Origin of the sequence: Sphingomonas sp. Leaf230, assembly GCF_001421745.1 — a bacterium.
Classification (GTDB): domain Bacteria; phylum Pseudomonadota; class Alphaproteobacteria; order Sphingomonadales; family Sphingomonadaceae; genus Sphingomonas.
Map to the genome: position 1 here is coordinate 329,552 of NZ_LMKW01000008.1, position 17,862 is coordinate 347,413.

Annotated in this window: 16 protein-coding genes; 9 read left to right on the forward strand and 7 right to left on the reverse strand. The window is 64.0% G+C overall.

What is annotated here, in order from left to right:
• Positions 1-110: 110 nt before the first annotated feature.
• The 4 genes from ASE82_RS07235 to ASE82_RS07250 all read left to right on the forward strand — a co-directional run bounded on the left by ASE82_RS07235 (position 111) and on the right by ASE82_RS07250 (position 8,714).
• Entirely contained in the window at positions 111-2,762 is a 2,652-nt protein-coding gene (locus ASE82_RS07235; protein ID WP_056060821.1) for an EAL domain-containing protein, read from the forward strand.
• A gap of 391 nt (positions 2,763-3,153) precedes the next feature.
• The gene (locus tag ASE82_RS07240; RefSeq protein WP_056060824.1) at positions 3,154-3,879 is read left to right on the forward strand and encodes a haloacid dehalogenase type II; all 726 of its coding nucleotides are present in this window, start codon (positions 3,154-3,156) and stop codon (positions 3,877-3,879) included.
• 93 nt (positions 3,880-3,972) lie between these two features.
• Positions 3,973-6,081, forward strand: a complete 2,109-nt coding sequence (locus ASE82_RS07245; protein ID WP_056060827.1) for a hybrid sensor histidine kinase/response regulator — start codon at positions 3,973-3,975, stop codon at positions 6,079-6,081.
• A gap of 746 nt (positions 6,082-6,827) precedes the next feature.
• Complete coding sequence (locus tag ASE82_RS07250) at positions 6,828-8,714, forward strand: ribonucleoside-diphosphate reductase subunit alpha (protein WP_435368548.1); 1,887 nt, start codon at positions 6,828-6,830, stop codon at positions 8,712-8,714.
• 139 nt (positions 8,715-8,853) lie between these two features.
• On the opposite strand, the gene ASE82_RS07255 is transcribed toward ASE82_RS07250, so the two are convergent.
• Positions 8,854-9,114 carry a DUF2171 domain-containing protein gene (locus ASE82_RS07255; protein ID WP_056055125.1) on the reverse strand — a complete coding sequence of 87 codons (261 nt, stop codon included), beginning with the start codon at positions 9,112-9,114 and terminating at the stop codon, positions 8,854-8,856.
• A 77-nt stretch (positions 9,115-9,191) separates the two neighbouring features.
• On the opposite strand from ASE82_RS07255, the gene ASE82_RS07260 reads away from it, so the two are divergent.
• From ASE82_RS07260 to ASE82_RS07275, 4 genes are all read left to right on the forward strand, one after another.
• Positions 9,192-9,374, forward strand: coding sequence for a hypothetical protein (locus ASE82_RS07260; RefSeq protein ID WP_235524611.1), 183 nt, complete (start codon positions 9,192-9,194; stop codon positions 9,372-9,374).
• Between the two features lie 62 nt (positions 9,375-9,436).
• The gene (locus ASE82_RS07265; protein WP_056060836.1) at positions 9,437-10,489 is read left to right on the forward strand and encodes a ribonucleotide-diphosphate reductase subunit beta; all 1,053 of its coding nucleotides are present in this window, start codon (positions 9,437-9,439) and stop codon (positions 10,487-10,489) included.
• Between the two features lie 32 nt (positions 10,490-10,521).
• Positions 10,522-11,169, forward strand: coding sequence for a hypothetical protein (locus tag ASE82_RS19680; RefSeq protein ID WP_162236709.1), 648 nt, complete (start codon positions 10,522-10,524; stop codon positions 11,167-11,169).
• Positions 11,170-11,383: 214 nt separating this feature from the next.
• Positions 11,384-11,626 carry a helix-turn-helix domain-containing transcriptional regulator gene (locus tag ASE82_RS07275; protein WP_056060844.1) on the forward strand — a complete coding sequence of 81 codons (243 nt, stop codon included), beginning with the start codon at positions 11,384-11,386 and terminating at the stop codon, positions 11,624-11,626.
• A gap of 34 nt (positions 11,627-11,660) precedes the next feature.
• On the opposite strand, the gene ASE82_RS19360 is transcribed toward ASE82_RS07275, so the two are convergent.
• From ASE82_RS19360 to ASE82_RS07290, 6 genes are all read right to left on the reverse strand, one after another.
• Entirely contained in the window at positions 11,661-11,807 is a 147-nt protein-coding gene (locus ASE82_RS19360; RefSeq protein ID WP_156348808.1) for a hypothetical protein, read from the reverse strand.
• A complete protein-coding gene (locus tag ASE82_RS07280; protein ID WP_056060847.1) occupies positions 11,791-12,081 on the reverse strand; it encodes a type II toxin-antitoxin system RelE/ParE family toxin in 291 nt (96 codons plus the stop codon). Before ASE82_RS07280 ends, ASE82_RS19360 begins: the two co-directional genes overlap by 17 nt.
• A gap of 232 nt (positions 12,082-12,313) precedes the next feature.
• Positions 12,314-12,487: a hypothetical protein gene (locus tag ASE82_RS19365; RefSeq protein WP_156348809.1), complete on the reverse strand. Its 174-nt coding sequence runs from the start codon at positions 12,485-12,487 to the stop codon at positions 12,314-12,316.
• Positions 12,488-12,495: 8 nt separating this feature from the next.
• Positions 12,496-12,774 (reverse strand): hypothetical protein, encoded by a 279-nt coding sequence (locus ASE82_RS19685; protein ID WP_162236711.1) that lies wholly within the window; start codon positions 12,772-12,774, stop codon positions 12,496-12,498.
• A gap of 13 nt (positions 12,775-12,787) precedes the next feature.
• Positions 12,788-13,801: a cupin-like domain-containing protein gene (locus tag ASE82_RS07285; RefSeq protein ID WP_056060851.1), complete on the reverse strand. Its 1,014-nt coding sequence runs from the start codon at positions 13,799-13,801 to the stop codon at positions 12,788-12,790.
• Entirely contained in the window at positions 13,801-14,484 is a 684-nt protein-coding gene (locus ASE82_RS07290; RefSeq protein ID WP_056060855.1) for a SapC family protein, read from the reverse strand. The genes ASE82_RS07285 and ASE82_RS07290 overlap by 1 nt, the downstream gene beginning before the upstream one ends.
• Before the next feature lie 323 nt (positions 14,485-14,807).
• Here ASE82_RS07290 and ASE82_RS07295 point away from each other — a divergent pair, with 323 nt between their 5' ends.
• Positions 14,808-17,801, forward strand: a complete 2,994-nt coding sequence (locus ASE82_RS07295; protein ID WP_200910693.1) for a TonB-dependent receptor — start codon at positions 14,808-14,810, stop codon at positions 17,799-17,801.
• Positions 17,802-17,862 lie beyond the last annotated feature (61 nt).

Here is a 17,862-nt window from a genome sequence, read left to right on the forward strand (position 1 = left end):
CAGACGCAACTCCGTTCTCTCCGCCTTTATAACGCACTGAGCGGACGAAGTTTTTTTCGCGTCCCGCCGATCTTACCGTATCAGCAAGATATTCCAGTCAGAACGGTTGGATGTACGCCCCCCTCCCCGTCGCGGATCGCCGCGCCCGCGATCGATCGCCAGCCCCCGCCGTGTTCGGACTTGGCGAGGATGCGCGCGAACAGGTTGCCGAACTCCTCGATCGCAAGCTCGCGCAGGTCGCGGAAACCTGGCCGATCGCGGTTGCCACGCAGATGGTCGGCTGCGTCCTCCTCGTCGCGCTTGCGCTGATCGCACCGCCCACCGGTCTTGGCACCATCGTCCCGTCGATCGGCATCCATGCCGCGATCCTGGCGGCGCTGTCCGCAGGTGTGTTCGGCGTGTTGCGACTGCCGGGGTTGCGCGAATGGCCTGCCTATAAGCGCAACCGCGCGCTTACCGTCGGGGTCGCGGGGATCGCAGCGCTGTCGCTGTCACTTCTGTGGGCCGTTGCGCGCGCGCCGTCGGGGTCGCTGCAACTCGCCTGCTGCGTCGCGGTGCTGGGGATGATCGCGGTTACGGCGGTTAGCGTCCATGCGGTCCGCGCGGCGACGCTTGGGCTCGGCGCTGGGATCGTCGTCATGCTCGCGGTATGCGCGGGGATCGGTATGCCGCTAGTGGTCGCGATCGTGTTCCTCGGCAGCCTGGGAATCGTCGCGCACCGCCTCGCGCGGATCGACGTCGCGCAGGAACTGAACCGCGCAGAGAACGCGAACGAAGGCCGCCTCGCGATCCGGATGGTCGCCGAATTCGAGGACCAAGGTACCGGCTGGTTCTGGGAAGCCGACCGCCAGGGCCGCCTGACCTATCTGTCCGCTAAGGTCACCGACGAACTCGGCCTCGCCGACGACGCGGTCGGGCAACCGCTCACCGACCTGTTCCGCATGGACAACGACGCGCCGGGCACCGAACGGACGCTCGCCTTCCATATTGCCTCGCGCACGTCGTTCTCGGACTATTCGGTGTGCGCCGCGACCTCGCCCGATTGCGAACGCTGGTGGTCGATCTCAGGGAGGCCGGTGGTCGACGATCTCGGCCGCTTCCAGGGGTTCATCGGCTCGGGCCGCGACCTGACCGAACAGCGCAGGTCGGAGGCGGAGATCACGCGGCTGGCGTTGTTCGACGGGCTCACCGGGCTCGCGAACCGCCAGCGGATGCGATCGTCGCTCGACAAGACGCTCGCGCAGAATACCGGTCCCTATCGCGCGACGTCGTTGTTCCTGATGGATCTCGATCGGTTCAAGGCGGTCAACGATACGCTGGGCCACCAGGCGGGCGACACGTTGTTGAAGCAGGTCGCGCAACGGCTCCAGCGCGGCATCGCGGATGCGGGGCTGGTCGGGCGGCTGGGCGGCGACGAGTTCCAGGTCGTGCTGCCCGGCATCGCCGACCGCGACACGCTCGCCGCGTTGTCGCGTGAAGTGATCGCATCGCTGTCCGAACCCTATTTCATCAGCGGGACGTCGGTCACGATCGGCTGCTCGATCGGCATCGCGATCGCACCCGACGATGGCGACGACGCCGAGACGCTCGTCCGTAACGCCGATCTCGCGCTGTACGCGGCCAAAGCCGATGGCCGCGGTGTCCACCGCTTCTATTCGGACGACATGCTGACCGGCGCGCGCACCCGGAAACTGCTCGAGGATGACCTGCGCGCGGCGATCTCAGATGGCGCGTTCCACCTCTGCTACCAGCCGATCGTCAGCACGAAGTCGGCGCAGATCGTCGGCTACGAAGCGCTGATCCGCTGGAACCACCCGACGCGCGGGCTCGTCTCGCCCGCCGACTTCATCCCGGTCGCGGAGGAATGCGGGCTGATCGAGGCGATCGGCGAATGGGTGCTGCGGACCGCGTGCCTGGAGGCGGCGCGCTGGCCCGGCTCGGTGCGCGTCGCGGTCAACGTCTCGCCGATCCAGTTCGCCAACCCCGCTCTGCCCGCGCTCGTCACCAGCGCGCTCGCCCAGTCTGGGATCGCCGCGGGACGCCTCGAACTGGAGATCACCGAAGGCGTGTTCCTCGACGAGACGCGCTCGTCGGAACAGATGTTCAGGGCGCTGAAGGGGATCGGCGTGCGGCTTGCGTTGGACGATTTCGGCACCGGTTATTCGTCGCTCGGCTACTTACGCAACGCGCCGTTCGACAAGATCAAGATCGACCAGTCGTTCGTGCGCGGTGCGGCCGAGCCGGGCAACCGCAACGCCGCGATCATCAAGGCTATCGTCACGCTCGCCGACACGCTCGGCATGGAGACGACCGCCGAGGGGGTCGAGGTGCAGGACGAGATCGACCTGATCCGCGACCTCGGGTGCAGCCATATCCAGGGCTATGTCTATGGCCGCCCGGTCCGCGCGGACGAGGCGTTGCGGCAATTGGGAGTCGAGAACGGCACCGCCGCCGCGAGCGGCTTCAAGGTCAGCCGTGCACCGCGCACCAAGATGCTGCGCTCCGCCCGGATCGCGATCGACGGGGTCCGCGGCGACGTTCGCATCCGCGACATATCGACCTCGGGCGCGATGCTCGACGGGCTGCGGATCGACGGCAACCCCGACGGCGTCGAGATGCAGATCGAACTGGTCGAGGACCAGATGTTCGGCGCGCGCATCCGCTGGGCCCGCGCCGGCAAGGCGGGAATCGAGTTCCACGAGGCGTTCAACCTGGAACGGCTGAACCAGGGCCACTCCGCGCGTCTTCGCCGGACTGGGTGAATTGGGCAAAACGGCGTTTGAGTTCCCCTAAGGGTAGGGACATATCAAACGAGGCGGGTACGTCTGCTTTCTAGTTCCCCCGCGAAGGCGGGGGCCCAGGATCAAGCAGCGCGACCGCTTGCGACTCCTGGACTCCCGCCTTCGCGGGAGAACGGTAAAAGTCCACCACCCCGGCGGAGGCCGGGGCCCAATTGGAGAGGTCGTCGTAACAGCGAACGACGTTCGCTAATCCACGTTTCCCAATTGGGCCCCGGCCTCCGCCGGGGTGGTAGGTAATCTCCTAGAATGGTGGGATAAATTGTCGAGTTCCCCGCTCAACGGCGGCCTGCGCAAGGGCCCGGAAGCCACCCATTCCCGGGAACCAACCGCCGCCTCCCACCGTCTCACCCTCATGGTACATCGCGCCCCGATCAAAGCCCTCGCGTTCGACGTGTTCGGCACCGTGGTCGACTGGCGCTCCGGTATCGCGCGCGACGCCGCCCCGATCCTTGCCCGCCTCGACCGCGGCGACATCGACCCGCACCGCTTTGCCGACGGCTGGCGCAAACGCTATCAACCGGCGCTCGAGGAGGTCCGCAGCGGACGGCGGCCGTTCGTCATTCTCGACACGCTCCACCGCGAGGCACTCGAAGACCTGCTCCGTCACCACGGCGTCGACCCGGCTGCGGTGGACGAAGATACGCTCACCGACCTGACTCACGCCTGGCACCGGCTCGATCCCTGGCCCGACTCGGTCGAGGGCCTCACCCGCCTCAAGACCCGGTACCCGATCGTCACGCTCAGCAATGGCAACATTGCGCTCATGCTGGAGATGGCGCGCCACGGTGGCCTGCCCTGGGATGCGATTCTCGGGGCTGAAGTCAGCCGTGTCTACAAGCCGCTCGCCGAATCGTACCTCGCCACCGCGCGCATGCTAGCGATTGATCCGGCCGAACTCTGCCTCGTCGCCGCGCACCATAGCGACCTCGCCGCCGCCCGCGCCGCCGGCCTGCAGACCGCATACGTCGCTCGCCCGCTCGAATATGGCGGTCGCGCGGCGCCCGATGCAGACGCGGCACAGGATTGGGACTTTAGTGCCGATACGCTCACGCAACTGGCCACAGAACTATGTTCGTGACTAACCTATGATAGTCCGAACAATGGATAATGCCGCGATCAACGGGTATCGGGTTTGCCGGACTGTCGCCGACACATGCCCCAAGGACCTGAGATGAAGACCGATATCCCGGCGGACGCGGATTTCCTGACCGGCGGCGGCGAGATGGCCGCGATGATCCGCGCCCACGACTGGTCGTCGTCGCCGCTCGGCCCGATCGAAGGCTGGCCGCAGTCGCTTCGCTCGATCGCCTCGCTGATGCTCGCGTCGGAATTTGCGATGTTCGCCGCCTGGGGCCCGGAGTTGGGTTTCCTCTACAACGATCACTATGCGCGCCTGCTGCACGACAAGCATCCGCACGCATTGGGTCGACGGTTCAACGACATCTGGGGCGACGTGTGGGCGGACATCAGCCCGCTCGTCGACAAGGCGCTGGCGGGGGAAGCCTCGTTCTTCGAGAACCTGCCTCTCGTCACCAATCGCAAGGGATATGACGAACAGGCGTGGTTCACCTTCTCCTACTCGCCGGTGCGGGACGAGAGCGGCGCCGTCGCGGGCATGTTCTGCTCGACCTACGAAAGCACCGAACGGGTCCTGGCAGAGCGCGCGCTGCGTGACGAACGCGAGCGGATGGGCCAGATGTTCGCGCAGGCGCCGACTTTCATGGCGATGCTGCGCGGGCCCGAGCACCGGTTCGAGCTGGCCAATCCCGGCTATAGCAAGCTCGTCGGCCACCGGGAGGTACTCGGCCGCACCGTCGCCGAGGCGTTGCCCGACGCGGTCGAGCAAGGGTTTCTCGATCTGCTCGACGGCGTGTTCGCGAACGGTGAGGCGTTCACCGCGCACGGCATGCTCTATGCGGTTCAGGCCGAACCCGGCGGTCCGGTCGACGATCGCTATCTCGATTTCGTCTACCAGCCGATCCGTGACGCGACCGGCGCGGTCGTCGGCATCTTCGTCGAGGGGGCGGACGTCACCGATCGCAAGCGGCTCGAACGCGACCTGCAATCGCTCAATGCCGACCTCGAACAGCGCGTCCGCGACCGGACCCAGGAACTGATCGAGGCGCAGGAGGCCCTCCGCCAGGCACAGAAGATGGAGGCGGTCGGGCAACTCACCGGCGGCATCGCACACGACTTCAACAACCTGTTGCAGGGCATCACCGGCAGCCTGGAGATCGTCCAGCGCCGCGTCGCACAAGGCCGGGTGAGCGAGCTCGATCGCTTCATCACCGGCGCGACCACCGCCGCGAACCGCGCCGCGTCGCTCACCCACCGCCTGCTGGCGTTCTCGCGCCGCCAGCCGCTCGATCCGCGCCCGGTCAAGGTCAACCCGTTGGTCGCGTCGCTCGAGGACCTGCTTCGCCGCACCACCGGCGAGCAGATCGAGCTAGAGACGGTGCTCGGCGCCGGCCTGTGGACGACATTGTGCGATCCCAACCAGCTCGAGAATTCGCTGCTCAACCTCGTCATCAACGCGCGCGACGCGATGCCGCATGGTGGCAAGCTCACGATCGAGACCTGCAACGCGCACCTCGACGACCATTTCGCCGCCAGCCAGCGCGACGTCCGGCCCGGCCATTACGTCTGCATCTGCGTGTCCGACACCGGCACCGGCATGTCCGCCGACACGATCGCCAAGGCGTTCGAGCCGTTCTTCACCACCAAGCCGATCGGCCAGGGTACGGGGCTCGGCCTGTCGATGATCTACGGCTTCGCGCGCCAGTCGGAGGGCTATGCGAGGATCTATAGCGAGCTTGGCCAGGGCACGACGATCAAGCTGTATTTGCCGCGTCACTACGGCGAAGCGGAGCAGGACGAAGCGCTTCCCGGCCTGACGCAGGAGCATGTCACCGATGCCGGCGAGATCGTGCTGGTGGTCGAGGACGATTCGGTCGTCCGCGCGTTGATCGTCGAGGTGCTGGGCGAATTGGGCTATCAGGCGGTCGAGGCACATGACGGTCCCGCCGGGCTTGAGCGCCTGCGCACGATGGAGCGCGTCGACCTGCTCGTCACCGACATCGGCCTACCAGGACTGAACGGTCGCCAAGTCGCCGATGCGGGTCGTGCGCTGCGTCCGGGGCTCCGCGTGCTGTTCATGACGGGCTATGCGGAGAATGCCGCGCTGGCGTCGGGCTTCCTTGAGCCGGGGATGTCGATGATCACCAAGCCGTTCGCGATGGAGGCGTTGGCGACGCAGATCCGGACGATGATCGAGGGGTAGAGGCAGGCCACCCCTCGTCCAAATGCCACCACCCCGGCGGAGGCCGGGGCCCAAGTGGAAAGGTGGTCATAACGGCGCGCCGCGTTTCGTTATCACCGTCCCCCGATTGGGCCCCGGCCTTCGCCGGGGTGGTGCCGTCGAACTGGTTTGGATGAACCACCAACCAGACTTCGATCCTCCCCCGCCAGGGGGAGGTGGCTGGCGCTTGCCAGACGGAGGGGGAGGAAAGGGAAAATCTCGGCTGCGCGCCCTCCCCCTCCGTCGCCTTCGGCGCCACCTCCCCCTTGCGGGGGAGGATCGTCATGGTCACCCCCTCTACCACCTTCAACCAAAGCAACATTTGCCATCTTCCACCCCGAAATAATTTTTCGTTCCCGCTTCGCCCCCTTGCGCTTCACGAACCCCGCAGAAGTCCACGCGTCGCGAATATGCCGCTCGGCCAACCCGCACGCGAACGCGACGAACCGAGGCCCCGACCACACCCGCACCCCCTTGCGTCTCTTCGCGCTTTGGCACAATCTCTTGGGGTTGCGTTCGGGGGCGGACCCAATCGCTGGTAGAACAACCCTCGCATAGCCATATGCGATATGACCGTAAGCGCGCCTTCCACCGCCGCGATGGTCACTTTTTGTTCTCCCGTTAGGGGCCGTCTGATGGTAGCATGGCGACATGACGCCGATTCGAACGAATACAGAACACTAGGAGCGGTTTCGATGGATTTCAGAGACAGCAGCCGGGATAGCGACATGACCACAGATACGATCGAACAGACCACTGCAACGCCCGCCGCCGAGGCCCCCAAGGCCCCGCGTCAGGCGCAGGACAGCCACTCCGTGCGCGCGCAGATCTACCCGGTCGAGGTCGATCATAGCCGCGACGCGCTGCTGACCGAGTTCGGCAAGGACACGCTCAAGGATCGCTACCTGCTCCCGGGCGAGAGCTACCAGGACCTGTTCGTCCGCGTCGCGTCGGCGTACGCCGACGATGCCGGCCACGCGCAGCGCCTGTACGACGCGATCTCGAAGCTCTGGTTCATGCCCGCCACCCCCGTTCTGTCGAACGGCGGCACCGGTCGCGGCCTGCCGATCTCGTGCTACCTCAACTCGGTCCCCGACAGCCTCGGCGGGATCGTCGACACTTGGAACGAGAATGTCTGGCTCGCCTCGCGCGGCGGCGGCATTGGCACCTATTGGGGCAACGTCCGCGGCATCGGCGAGCCGGTCGGCCTCAACGGCAAGACCAGCGGCATCATCCCGTTCGTCCGCGTCATGGATTCGCTCACGCTCGCGATCAGCCAGGGTTCGCTGCGCCGTGGTTCGGCCGCGGTCTATCTCGACGTCTCGCACCCCGAGATCGAGGAATTCCTCGAAATCCGCAAACCTTCCGGCGATTTCAACCGTAAGGCTTTGAACCTCCACCACGGCGTGCTGATCACCGACGCCTTTATGGAGGCCGTCCGCAACGGCGAGGAATGGCACCTCCGCTCGCCGAAGGATCAGGCGATCCGCGCCACCGTCGACGCGCGCTCGCTGTTCCAGAAACTCGTCGAGACGCGTCTCCAGACCGGCGAGCCGTACATCGTCTTCGCCGATCACGTGAACAAGGCGATGCCGAAGCATCACCGCGAGCTCGGCCTCAAGGTCTCGACCTCGAACCTGTGTTCCGAGATCACGCTGCCGACCGGCAAGGATCACCTCGGCAACGAGCGGACGGCGGTGTGCTGCCTGTCGTCGCTGAACCTCGAAACCTGGGATCAGTGGAAGGACGAGAAGGGCCTGATCGAGGACGTCATGCGCTTCCTCGACAACGTGCTGCAGGATTACATCGACCGCCACGAACCCGGCATGGAACGCGCCGCCTATTCGGCGGGCCGCGAGCGCTCGGTCGGGCTCGGCGTGATGGGCTTCCACTCGTTCCTCCAGGCGCGTGGGCTCGCGTTCGAGGGCGCGATGGCAAAGTCGTGGAACCTGCGCATGTTCAAGCACATCAGCAGCCAAGCCAACGAAGCCTCGATGCAGCTCGCGATCGAGCGCGGCCCCTGCCCCGATGCCGCCGACGTCGGCGCGATGGAGCGGTTCAGCTGCAAGATGGCGATCGCGCCGACCGCGTCGATCTCGATCATCTGCGGCGGCACGTCGGCATGCATCGAGCCGATCCCGGCGAACATCTACACGCACAAGACGCTGTCGGGCAGCTTCTCGATCAAGAACCCGTATCTCGAAAAGATGCTGAGCGAGAAGTCGAAGAACTCGGACGCGGTGTGGAACTCGATCCTCGAGCAGGGTGGCTCGGTCCAGCATCTCGACTTCCTCTCGGTCGAGGAAAAGGACTGCTACAAGACGAGCTTCGAGATCGACCAGCGCTGGCTGCTCGAACTCGCCGCCGATCGCACGCCCTACATCGACCAGGCGCAGTCGCTGAACCTGTTCATCCCGGCGGACGTCGAGAAATGGGACCTGCTGATGCTTCACTTCCGCGCATGGGAGCTCGGCATCAAGTCGCTCTATTACCTGCGTTCGAAGTCGGTCCAGCGTGCGGGCTTCGCTGGCGGCGTCGAGGCCGACAACACGATCGACCTGCGCCAGATCGACGTCGAGTCGAAGGATTACGATGAGTGCCTTGCCTGCCAGTAAGGCCTCTCGGCGTTCAAGCGTGACCCCGGCCCGTGACACGCGGACCGGAGAGCGCCTGACGCAAAAAACCCCGGCCCGCGCGAAGCGGACCGGGGTTCGGGCAGGCTATGCGGCGCGTGTCGAACGCACCGCCAGCGCGTTATGCCTCTTCTTCGAACGTCACCGCCACGTCGGCGTTGGCGGAAAGCCGGACCTTGCCGTCCTCGATATCCGCGACCAGCCCGAGCGAGATGAAGTGATGATGCCCTTCATGGCTGCCCGTCCCCTCGACGACCTGCGCGCCCGAGTCCTTCTTGGTCAGCTTGATGCGGTTGCCTTCGACCTTGTCGACGGTACCGACATGGACGCCGTCCGCGCCGATGACTTCGGCATGTTCCTGGATCTTGGTTGCATCGACCATGGTCGTTCTCCTGTGTTGGGTTCGGGTGCTGAACGCGCGCCGGGCGAGTTGGTCGCATGACGTATGGTTCAGCTATCATGTTCGTGGTCGCAGGCGTGCTCGGAATCGTCGGCACCGCGATGCTGTTCCGTTTGCGCAGCCCGAGCATCACCGAGCAACAGACCTACGCGTTCCGCATGATCGGCATCATGCTCACCTCCGCCGCGATCGTTCTCGCGATGTCCGCCGCCGCGATGTGGCAATGGAGCACCGAGACATGAAACACGCGACCTGATCCCCCCAGTTTCTCGATATAAAACCAATCTTCCGAAAGGCTTACCCCATGTCCCTCCTTCACGCCTCCAAGCAGTACAAGCCGTTCGAATACCCTTGGGCGTTCGAGTTCTGGAAGCGCCAGCAGCAGCTCCACTGGCTCCCCGAGGAAGTGCCCTTGGGCGAGGATTGCCGCGATTGGGCGCAGAAGCTCAGCGATCACGAGCGCAACCTGCTCACGCAGATCTTCCGCTTCTTCACGCAGGCCGACGTCGAGGTGCAGGATTGCTACCACGAGAAATACGGCCGCGTGTTCAAGCCGACCGAGATCAAGATGATGCTGACCTCGTTCAGCAACATGGAGACGGTCCACATCGCCGCCTACAGCCATCTGCTCGACACCATCGGTATGCCCGAGAGCGAGTACGGCGCCTTCCTCGAATATGCCGAGATGAAGGAAAAGCATGACTACATGCAGCAGTTCACCGTCGACAACGACGAGGATATCGCGCGCACGCTGGCCATGTTCGGCGGCTTCACCGAGGGCGTCCAGCTGTTCGCGTCGTTCGCGATGCTGATGAACTTTCCGCGCTTCAACAAGATGAAGGGCATGGGCCAGATCGTCACCTGGTCGATCCGCGACGAGAGCCTCCACTGCGAGGGCATCATCAAGATGTTCCACACCTTCTGTCAGGAGCGCCAGTGCCTGACCAAGGCGGTGAAGGACGACATCGCCGACGTCTGCCAGACGACGATCCGCCTCGAGGACAATTTCATCGACCTCGCCTTCGAGATGGGCCCGGTCAACGGCATGACCCCCAAGGAGATCAAGAAGTACATCCGCTTCATCGCCGACTGGCGCATGACTCAGCTCGGCCTGAAGCCGATCTACATGATCGACGAGCACCCGCTGCCCTGGCTCGCCCCGATGCTCAACGGCGTCGAGCACGCCAACTTCTTCGAACAGCGCGCCACCGAGTATTCGAAGGCCGCGACCAAGGGCCAGTGGAACGACGTCTGGGACTCGTTCGACAAGCGCCAGACGGCGAAGAAGGGGCCGGCTGCGAATGTGGACCTGAGTGAGGTTCGGGACATGTTCAGCGATTCGGTCGCGGCTGAATGATCCATCAAAAATCAAATAGTTAAGAGGGCAGCATGCGCCAGCCCATTTCAACTGTGTCTGACCAGATGGTTATTCGAAGACAGGCGAGAAGGCTGGCGCGTGCGAGGATCGGAAAACATCCGATTGCTCACGTCGATCCAGACAAATGTTATGAATGGATGCGATCAGAGTGCGCAGCACTGGATGTTGCGCGACAGGCGCGAGAGGATGGTTTGATCGGTACGATCACCCAGATATCATCCACCGCGCTTTTGGCGATTCCGGGTTTAATATTTGGATCTGATCAGTCCTTTCCCGAGTTTTCGACCGCCAAGATGCTATACCTTGGTATAGCTGCCTTTCTAATTACCTTGCTACTTTCCATGATAGAGCAATATCTATCGGCGAAAGCTTATCGCCTTCAAACACTGATTGTGCGTGATTATTACGCCTTAATCAGTGAAACGACTCGTAACGAAGCATTCGTCAAATGGGTAAGGTGGTGCCGAAATGCGGCATGCGTGATGTTTGCAGCGTCAGTTGTATTATCCACTACCGCGCTGATAACCTTGGAAAGGAAATCAAATGGCAAACCCGCCAGCACCACCGCCACCTCCTCCCCCGCCGCCTCCCCCGCCGCCGCCGCCGCCGCCGCCGCCGCCACCTCCTCCGCCACCACCACCACCACCCCCAAGTCCTGATTACGGAGGCTACGTTCGGAAGTCGGATCCCGGCTCGGTTCCGCCACCCCCGCCCAGAAGATAGCGCCATAATGACGTCGCAGCTTGTTCCGCGATGACAGAAATTGGGGAGGCTGCGGCAGCCTCCCCACACTGAAACGGCTGGCAAAGCTGAATTTCAACGGACTGCCGATGCTGTTGTCCGCCACGTTGCCAAGGCTTGGGAGTCCCACTGATGGCCGTCGAAACGACCGGCTGGAACGCCACCGACCACCTCGACAGCGACGCCGCGATCCTCGCCTATCTCGAAGCGCTCTTCGAAGACGGCGACCCCACGTTGATCGCCGCCGCACTCGCCGATGTAGCCAAGGTCCGTGGTATCGCCGAACAGCCCAAGCCCCGGCCCGATATTCCGCTCCACTCGGTCATCCGAACGCTCAAGGCTCTCGGCCTCGAACTAACCGCAAAAGCGGCGTGAAAACTGCGTCGCAAATTGCAGCGCTTCGACATGTTCAAACTGCCAGTTCGCGCAACACCTGTTCGATCGGGATCATCATCGATCGGTCGCGCGCTTGTGCCATCCCGCGCTCGATCTTAGCGCGCTTCCACGTATTATAATCGCGTTGCGCTCGCTGCCCGGACTCATTCTTTCTGGACATCTTCTGCCTCCTCGTCCCGCGCCCCATGCCTGACGCGCAAGATGATTACGCAGTCGCCGACCACGCGGTAGCGAAGAATATACGGCCATACCGTCGTCCGCTCACGCCGTCCGTCGCCTACGTCGCGACCTCGATCTGGAAAACTCGCGAGGCTGTCTGCCACCGCGATAAGCCGCGCGCCCAATGCATTGGCGGCGGCGGGATTGAACGCCGAGACATAGGTAACGATCGCCTCTAGATTGGCGACGGCATCGTCCGTCCAGACGATGCGCAACTAATCGCCGACGCGAGGTCGGGGTAGAGGTTCGGTCGAACCCCATGACGATAGCCAGCCCTTGACCGCGTCGTGACTGATCAACCGTCCGCTATGCACGGCTGCATCTGCACGCGCGTCGGCCTCAGCCTCCGCAGCGGGATCGCTCGTATCGAACAGGGCATCATCGCGGGCCATCCTTGAGGGATACACCTCAATTGCAATCACGACCAGTGGCAACTCGTGCCCGCTATCACCAAGGCGAGCGCTTGCTGCCGCCATAATGCCGCGCGAGGCCGTGGCGGACCAGTAAGGCCCCCAGCGACACCCCTCCCCTTTCAACGATACGTAGTTTGCGGCCGTAGCGATCGACGTCGCGCTTGATCTGGGTCAGCGTGAGGGAGTCGGCGTTGAGCAGCGCTTGCATCTCCAGCGCTACCGCCTGCCCCAGCCGTGCTTGGCGGGCGCAGCGCGGCGGGTGGGTCTCGGCGTGTCGATGTCGGCGATGCGGATTTTCGTGCCCGCCATCCAAACCGTGTGGCCGTCGACCATGCAATCGATCCGCTTGGCGTGGCCGCAGATCGTGATGCGTGCGGAGACCGCCTTGCCGCTTGGAAGTGCGGAGACGGTCGCAACTTGGACGCCGCACTGGCAACACTTGCCACGACGGATAGTTCGTCGCCGATCCCACGTACGAACTCCACACGACCGCACATTGCCCACACTCTCAACCGCCGCGCAGCAGACGCATCACCAGTGTTCGGATACGCCCGTAATTCGCCTTCGACGCGCCGAGCACGCCGTGGCGTTCGGGCGGGAGGAATGCGAGCGGGTGGCCGTCGGGGCGGAACACGTAATGATCGAACCACGCGCGCCACGCTGCGCGCTCGGCCGGCGGGCGTTCGGCGATCGTCAGGAGCGATAGCAGCAAGGCGGTGTAAGGCTGGTCCGGTCCAGCGCTGAACCCGTCCCACCAGAAATTGATTAGGACGTTGACGTCGCCGACAGCCTCGACCTGATGCCACCAGAGTTTCGGCACGTAGAGCGCATCGCCGGGCTCCAGCTCGACGACCAGTGCGCGGTCGCGGGCGTTTTCAAAGCGGGGAAAGCGCGGGTCGCCGGGCTCGCTGCCGACCGCGAGGCTGATCGGCTGGCCAGCGAGCGTGTGGTCGATCGGTCCGACATACAGGTCGCGGATCGCGTCGGGCGGGAACAGCGTGAAGCGCCGCCGCCCCGCCGCGACGCACGCGACATTGTCCATCGTGTCGTAATGGCAGGCGACCGTCGAGGCGTGCCCGACCCAGAACCGGGGGCGCACCGCGGGCGGTACGAACGGCAAGCGAGTCGTCTCCTCGATACCGGGGAAATACGTCTCCGCGGTCATCGATCCCATGTACATGCTGGTCCGGCCGGGGTCCGCCGCGCTGTCGAGGATTCGCGTCAGCGCCTCGCCGAACGGCACCGCGCTGCGGTCGAAATTGAACCCGGCGAGCGTCGCGTCGTAATTATACCGCGCGCCGATCTCGGGCTTGCCGACGAACACCTCTGCGAGCTTGCCGATATCGAAACGGCGAAGCTGCGCCACCACGCCGTCCAGCGCAGCACTTGGCGTTGTTGCCTGCGACAGCATCGGCCAATCCCGTGCCGCGCCGCGCAATACCGCGGGCTCGCACCGCGCCATCACCTCGGCCTGAAAAATTTCCGGATCGCGCAACGCGTCGGCGGGCGGCTCGTGCAGCATCAGCCGATGTCCGCCAACCGGTTGTTCCGGATCCGGCCGAGCGTCCGCAGATGGCGGATCGATCCGGCCTGCGCATAGGCGAGTTGCAGGTCGCCACGGCGAAACAGGTCGAGCACTGCGGCATCGGGCAACGCGTGCAGCGCGTCGAGGCTGATCGTGTAGAGCCCTTCGAGCGTCAGATGTTCGCCGTCGTCGAAGCTCATCGTCACGTCGATCGGCTCGAGCAGGCGATGCGCGAGGAAGCGCTCGATCAGCGCATCGGTCTCGGGAATGCCCGACTGGAGGACGTGCAGCGCCTGCTGGATGCGCTTGAGTGGTAGCGCTGCCTCACCGTTCATGTCGAACAAAAGCTGGCCGTCCGGCTCCGCGAAGACACCGTGCTCGCGGTCGACGACCAGTTGCCCGTCGGTGATGTAGAAGCCCTGGCGTTCGAGGTCGGCGGGTCGGTAGTCGGGCAACGCCCCCTTCACCGCCATCAGGTTGCGGCCCGGTTCCAGCCCCATCACGACGCCTGCGTAGAAGGCGCCGGTTTCCGGGTGTTTCGTGAACAAAATCGCATAATACGGGGCGGCCTGGAGAAATTCGTCCGCGACGATCTGCGCGAATTGCCGCTCGCCATCGTGCGCGCGCGATACGCGCAACGCCGCGTGCTGCGCATGGCTCAGCATCTCCCAGATCGGCATCCATCTCTCTCCGTACAGTCTTCTTGGCTAAGAGATCGCACATGGCGCCCCGGTTGCAAAGCCTCGCCGCGACCACTCATACAAATGCTTGCATTGATTGTTAGCCTGAGTATTGTGAGCGCTACCGTAGATGATCGAGACGGTGCGGAAACGCGCATGATTCGATCGTCGAAGTAACTTTGTCGTGGACGCCTCTCACAAGAAGGGCGGTGCGGCGCCGCATGAGGGGATGTTTGACCGTGACCACCACTACGCGCGCTTTCGGCTTTCGAGGACTGGCCCACCCATCGAGCGCACTCGCCTGCGCGACCAGCGTACTGGCGATGATGTGGTCGATCCCGGCAATGGCGCAGGATCAGGGCAATCTTCAGAACAGCACGACCACGCAGCCGACCGCGCCGCAGCCAGCCGTGCCGACTACCGCGAACACCACGACCGCGTCGGAGGCCGGACAGCCGCAGGACGCAGCCACCGCACCCGACGCGTCGCAGGGCAACACGGTCCAGACTAGCGCACCGCAGAGCGACGACATCATCGTCACCGGCCTGCGCGGATCGCTCCAGCGCAACCTCGACCTGAAGCGCACCTCGTCGGGCGTCGTCGACGTCATCTCGGCCGAGGACATCGGCAAGTTCCCGGATTCGAACGTAGCGGCGTCGCTGCAGCGCCTGCCAGGCGTATCGATCCAACGTTCCGGTTCGCGCGGCGAGCCGACCGGTATCACGGTTCGCGGTTTCGGCGGTGATTTCAACACCACGTTGTACGATGGCCGCCGTATCTCGACCGCGACCGGCAATCGCCAGATCGATTTCAGCACCGTGGGCGTCGATTTCATCGGCCAGTTGAGCGTCTTCAAGACGCCCGACGTCACGGTCGCATCGAGCTCGATCGGCGCGACGGTCGATATCGCGTTCCCCAAGCCGTTCGACCATCCCGGTTTCCGCCTTGCCGCCACCGGCTCGGGTTCGATCCAGGATCGTGCAGGCAAGATCGTGCCGACTGCCGGCCTACTCATCAGCAGCACGAACAATGACGAGACGTTCGGCGTACTGGCCGACGCGATCTACACGCGGCGCGATACCGAGACCAATCGCGTCTACGTATCGGGTTGGCCGGGCGGCAATTTCGCGCCGTGCCAGCTGACCGGTAATGCCGGGGCCGCAAACTGTGCGCCAACAAGCGATCCGAAGTCGGCAAACTACGCCAATCCCAACAATCGCCAGAACCTGCCCGGCTGGTTCCCGCAGCAATATGGTGCCGAGCAACAGCGCGTGAAGGACGAGCGCGTCGATGCGCGCGTCGCGTTCCAATATCATCCGACCGACGACCTGATGGTCACGCTGGACAACAACTTCTCGCGCCAGACGATCAACCAGGACAATTACGCGTTCGGCGTATGGTTCAGCCAGGGCGATCTGCGCAACGTCACGGTCGACAAGAACGGCACCGCGGTCGACTTCACGCAGGCCGGCAGCCCGACCGATTTCACGGCTGCGGAAAACAAGCAGATCCTGCAGACCAACCAGACCGGCCTGAACGTCAAGTATGACGTGACGGAAAATCTGACGCTGGAAGCAGACGGCTCGTATGCGAAAAGCTGGCTGAACCCCGGCAACGTGATCGGCAGCAAGAACGGTGACATCGGGTACGGCAACGCGCTCGGCAACGTCCTGCGCTTCAAGGTCGACGGCAAGAGCAGCGATGCCTTCCCGACGATCAGCAACTTCGGTCCCGCCGGCGATGGCGCACGCTGGGCCGACCAGTCGGTGATCGGTACGCACGTCACGGTCAACCAGACGCAGCACAATACCGATGAACTCGCCCAGTTCCGCGGCAACGCCACCTGGAAGCAGGACAATTTGACGCTCAAGGCCGGTGGCCAATATTATCAGGACACGTTCAACTTCCGCAACCAGAGCACGTTCACCAACAACTTCTGGCAGGCCTATGCCGGTTATGGCGGCCCATCGGGGCGGACGACGGGCATCTCGCCGGTCCCCGCGAACATCTACCAGGGCTCGGTCAGCCTCGACAACTTCATTCCCGGTTTCAACGGCAGCCTGCCGCCGTCGGTATTCGTGTTCAGCCCGACCGCATATCAGAACTACCTGACGAGCCTGGGCAACCCGTACGCGAAGAACATCCCGGGCTTCAATTATCCGAGCCCGACGAGCGGCGACGGCCTGCTCGGTTTCCGCGGTGCGTTCGACGAGGCGGTCGATCCGGGCAGCGTCCTGAACGTGCGCGAGCGGACCTGGTCGCTCTACTTCAGCGCGAACTTCAAGGCGGACGTCGGCGGCATGCCGTTCACGATGAACGCAGGCGTCCGCAACGAAACGACGAACCTGCGCGCGACTGGGCAAGGTCGCCTGCCGACCTCGATCACGACGAGCACCGCCGATCCGTCGTTGCTCGGCATCCCGACCTACACCGCAATCGTGCCGAACACGACCAACAGCTCGTATTCCTACCTGTTGCCCAGCCTGGATGCGAAGCTGGAAATCACCAACACGCTGCTGGTGCGCTTCGACGCGTCACGTACGCTGACCCGCCCGAGCCTCAGCGTGCTCAACCCGGTGCTGAACGTCGGCAACGGCCAGCGCGTCGGCGCCCTGACGGCCAGCGGCGGCAACCCGAATTTGAAGCCGTATCTCGCGGACAATTTCGACGTCGCCGCCGAATGGTATTATCAGCGCAACTCGTATCTGTCGGTCGACTTCTTCCTGAAGAACGTCAGCAACTTCATCATCGGCGGCGTGACGCGGCAGTCGATCAACGGGCTGATCGATCCGACGACGGGCATCCTGGCGAGCTTCGCCGTATCGCAGCAGGTCAACGGACCCAACGCGACCGTCCGCGGTGTCGAACTGGCGTGGCAGCAGGTGTTCGGCAACTCGGGCTTCGGGTTCCAGGCCAACGCAACCTTCGTCAACACCAACCGGCCCTATGACGACAAGAACATCTCGCAGACCGGCTTCGCGGTCACCGGGTTGGCAAATTCGGCGAACTTCGTCGGCTTCTATGACAAGGGTGGGTTCCAGTTCCGCACCGCGCTCAACTGGCGCGACAAGTATCTGCTGGCGTTCGGCCAGAACCAGAATACCGGCGCGTTCGGGTCGGAGCCGACCTTCGTCGACCAGAGCTTCCAGGTCGATCTGTCGACGAGCTACGACGTCAACAAGCAGGTCAGCGTCTTCGCCGAAGCCTTGAACGTCAACAACAACCAGCAGAGCACGCACGGGCGCTTCGACAATCAGTTGCTTGACGTGTTCGATTACGGCCGCCGCTACACCGCGGGCGTCCGCTTCCACTTCTGATCCCCCTCCCACTGGCGGAGCACGACCTGTTCGTGCTCCGCCTTTTTTCGATTACGCTGCA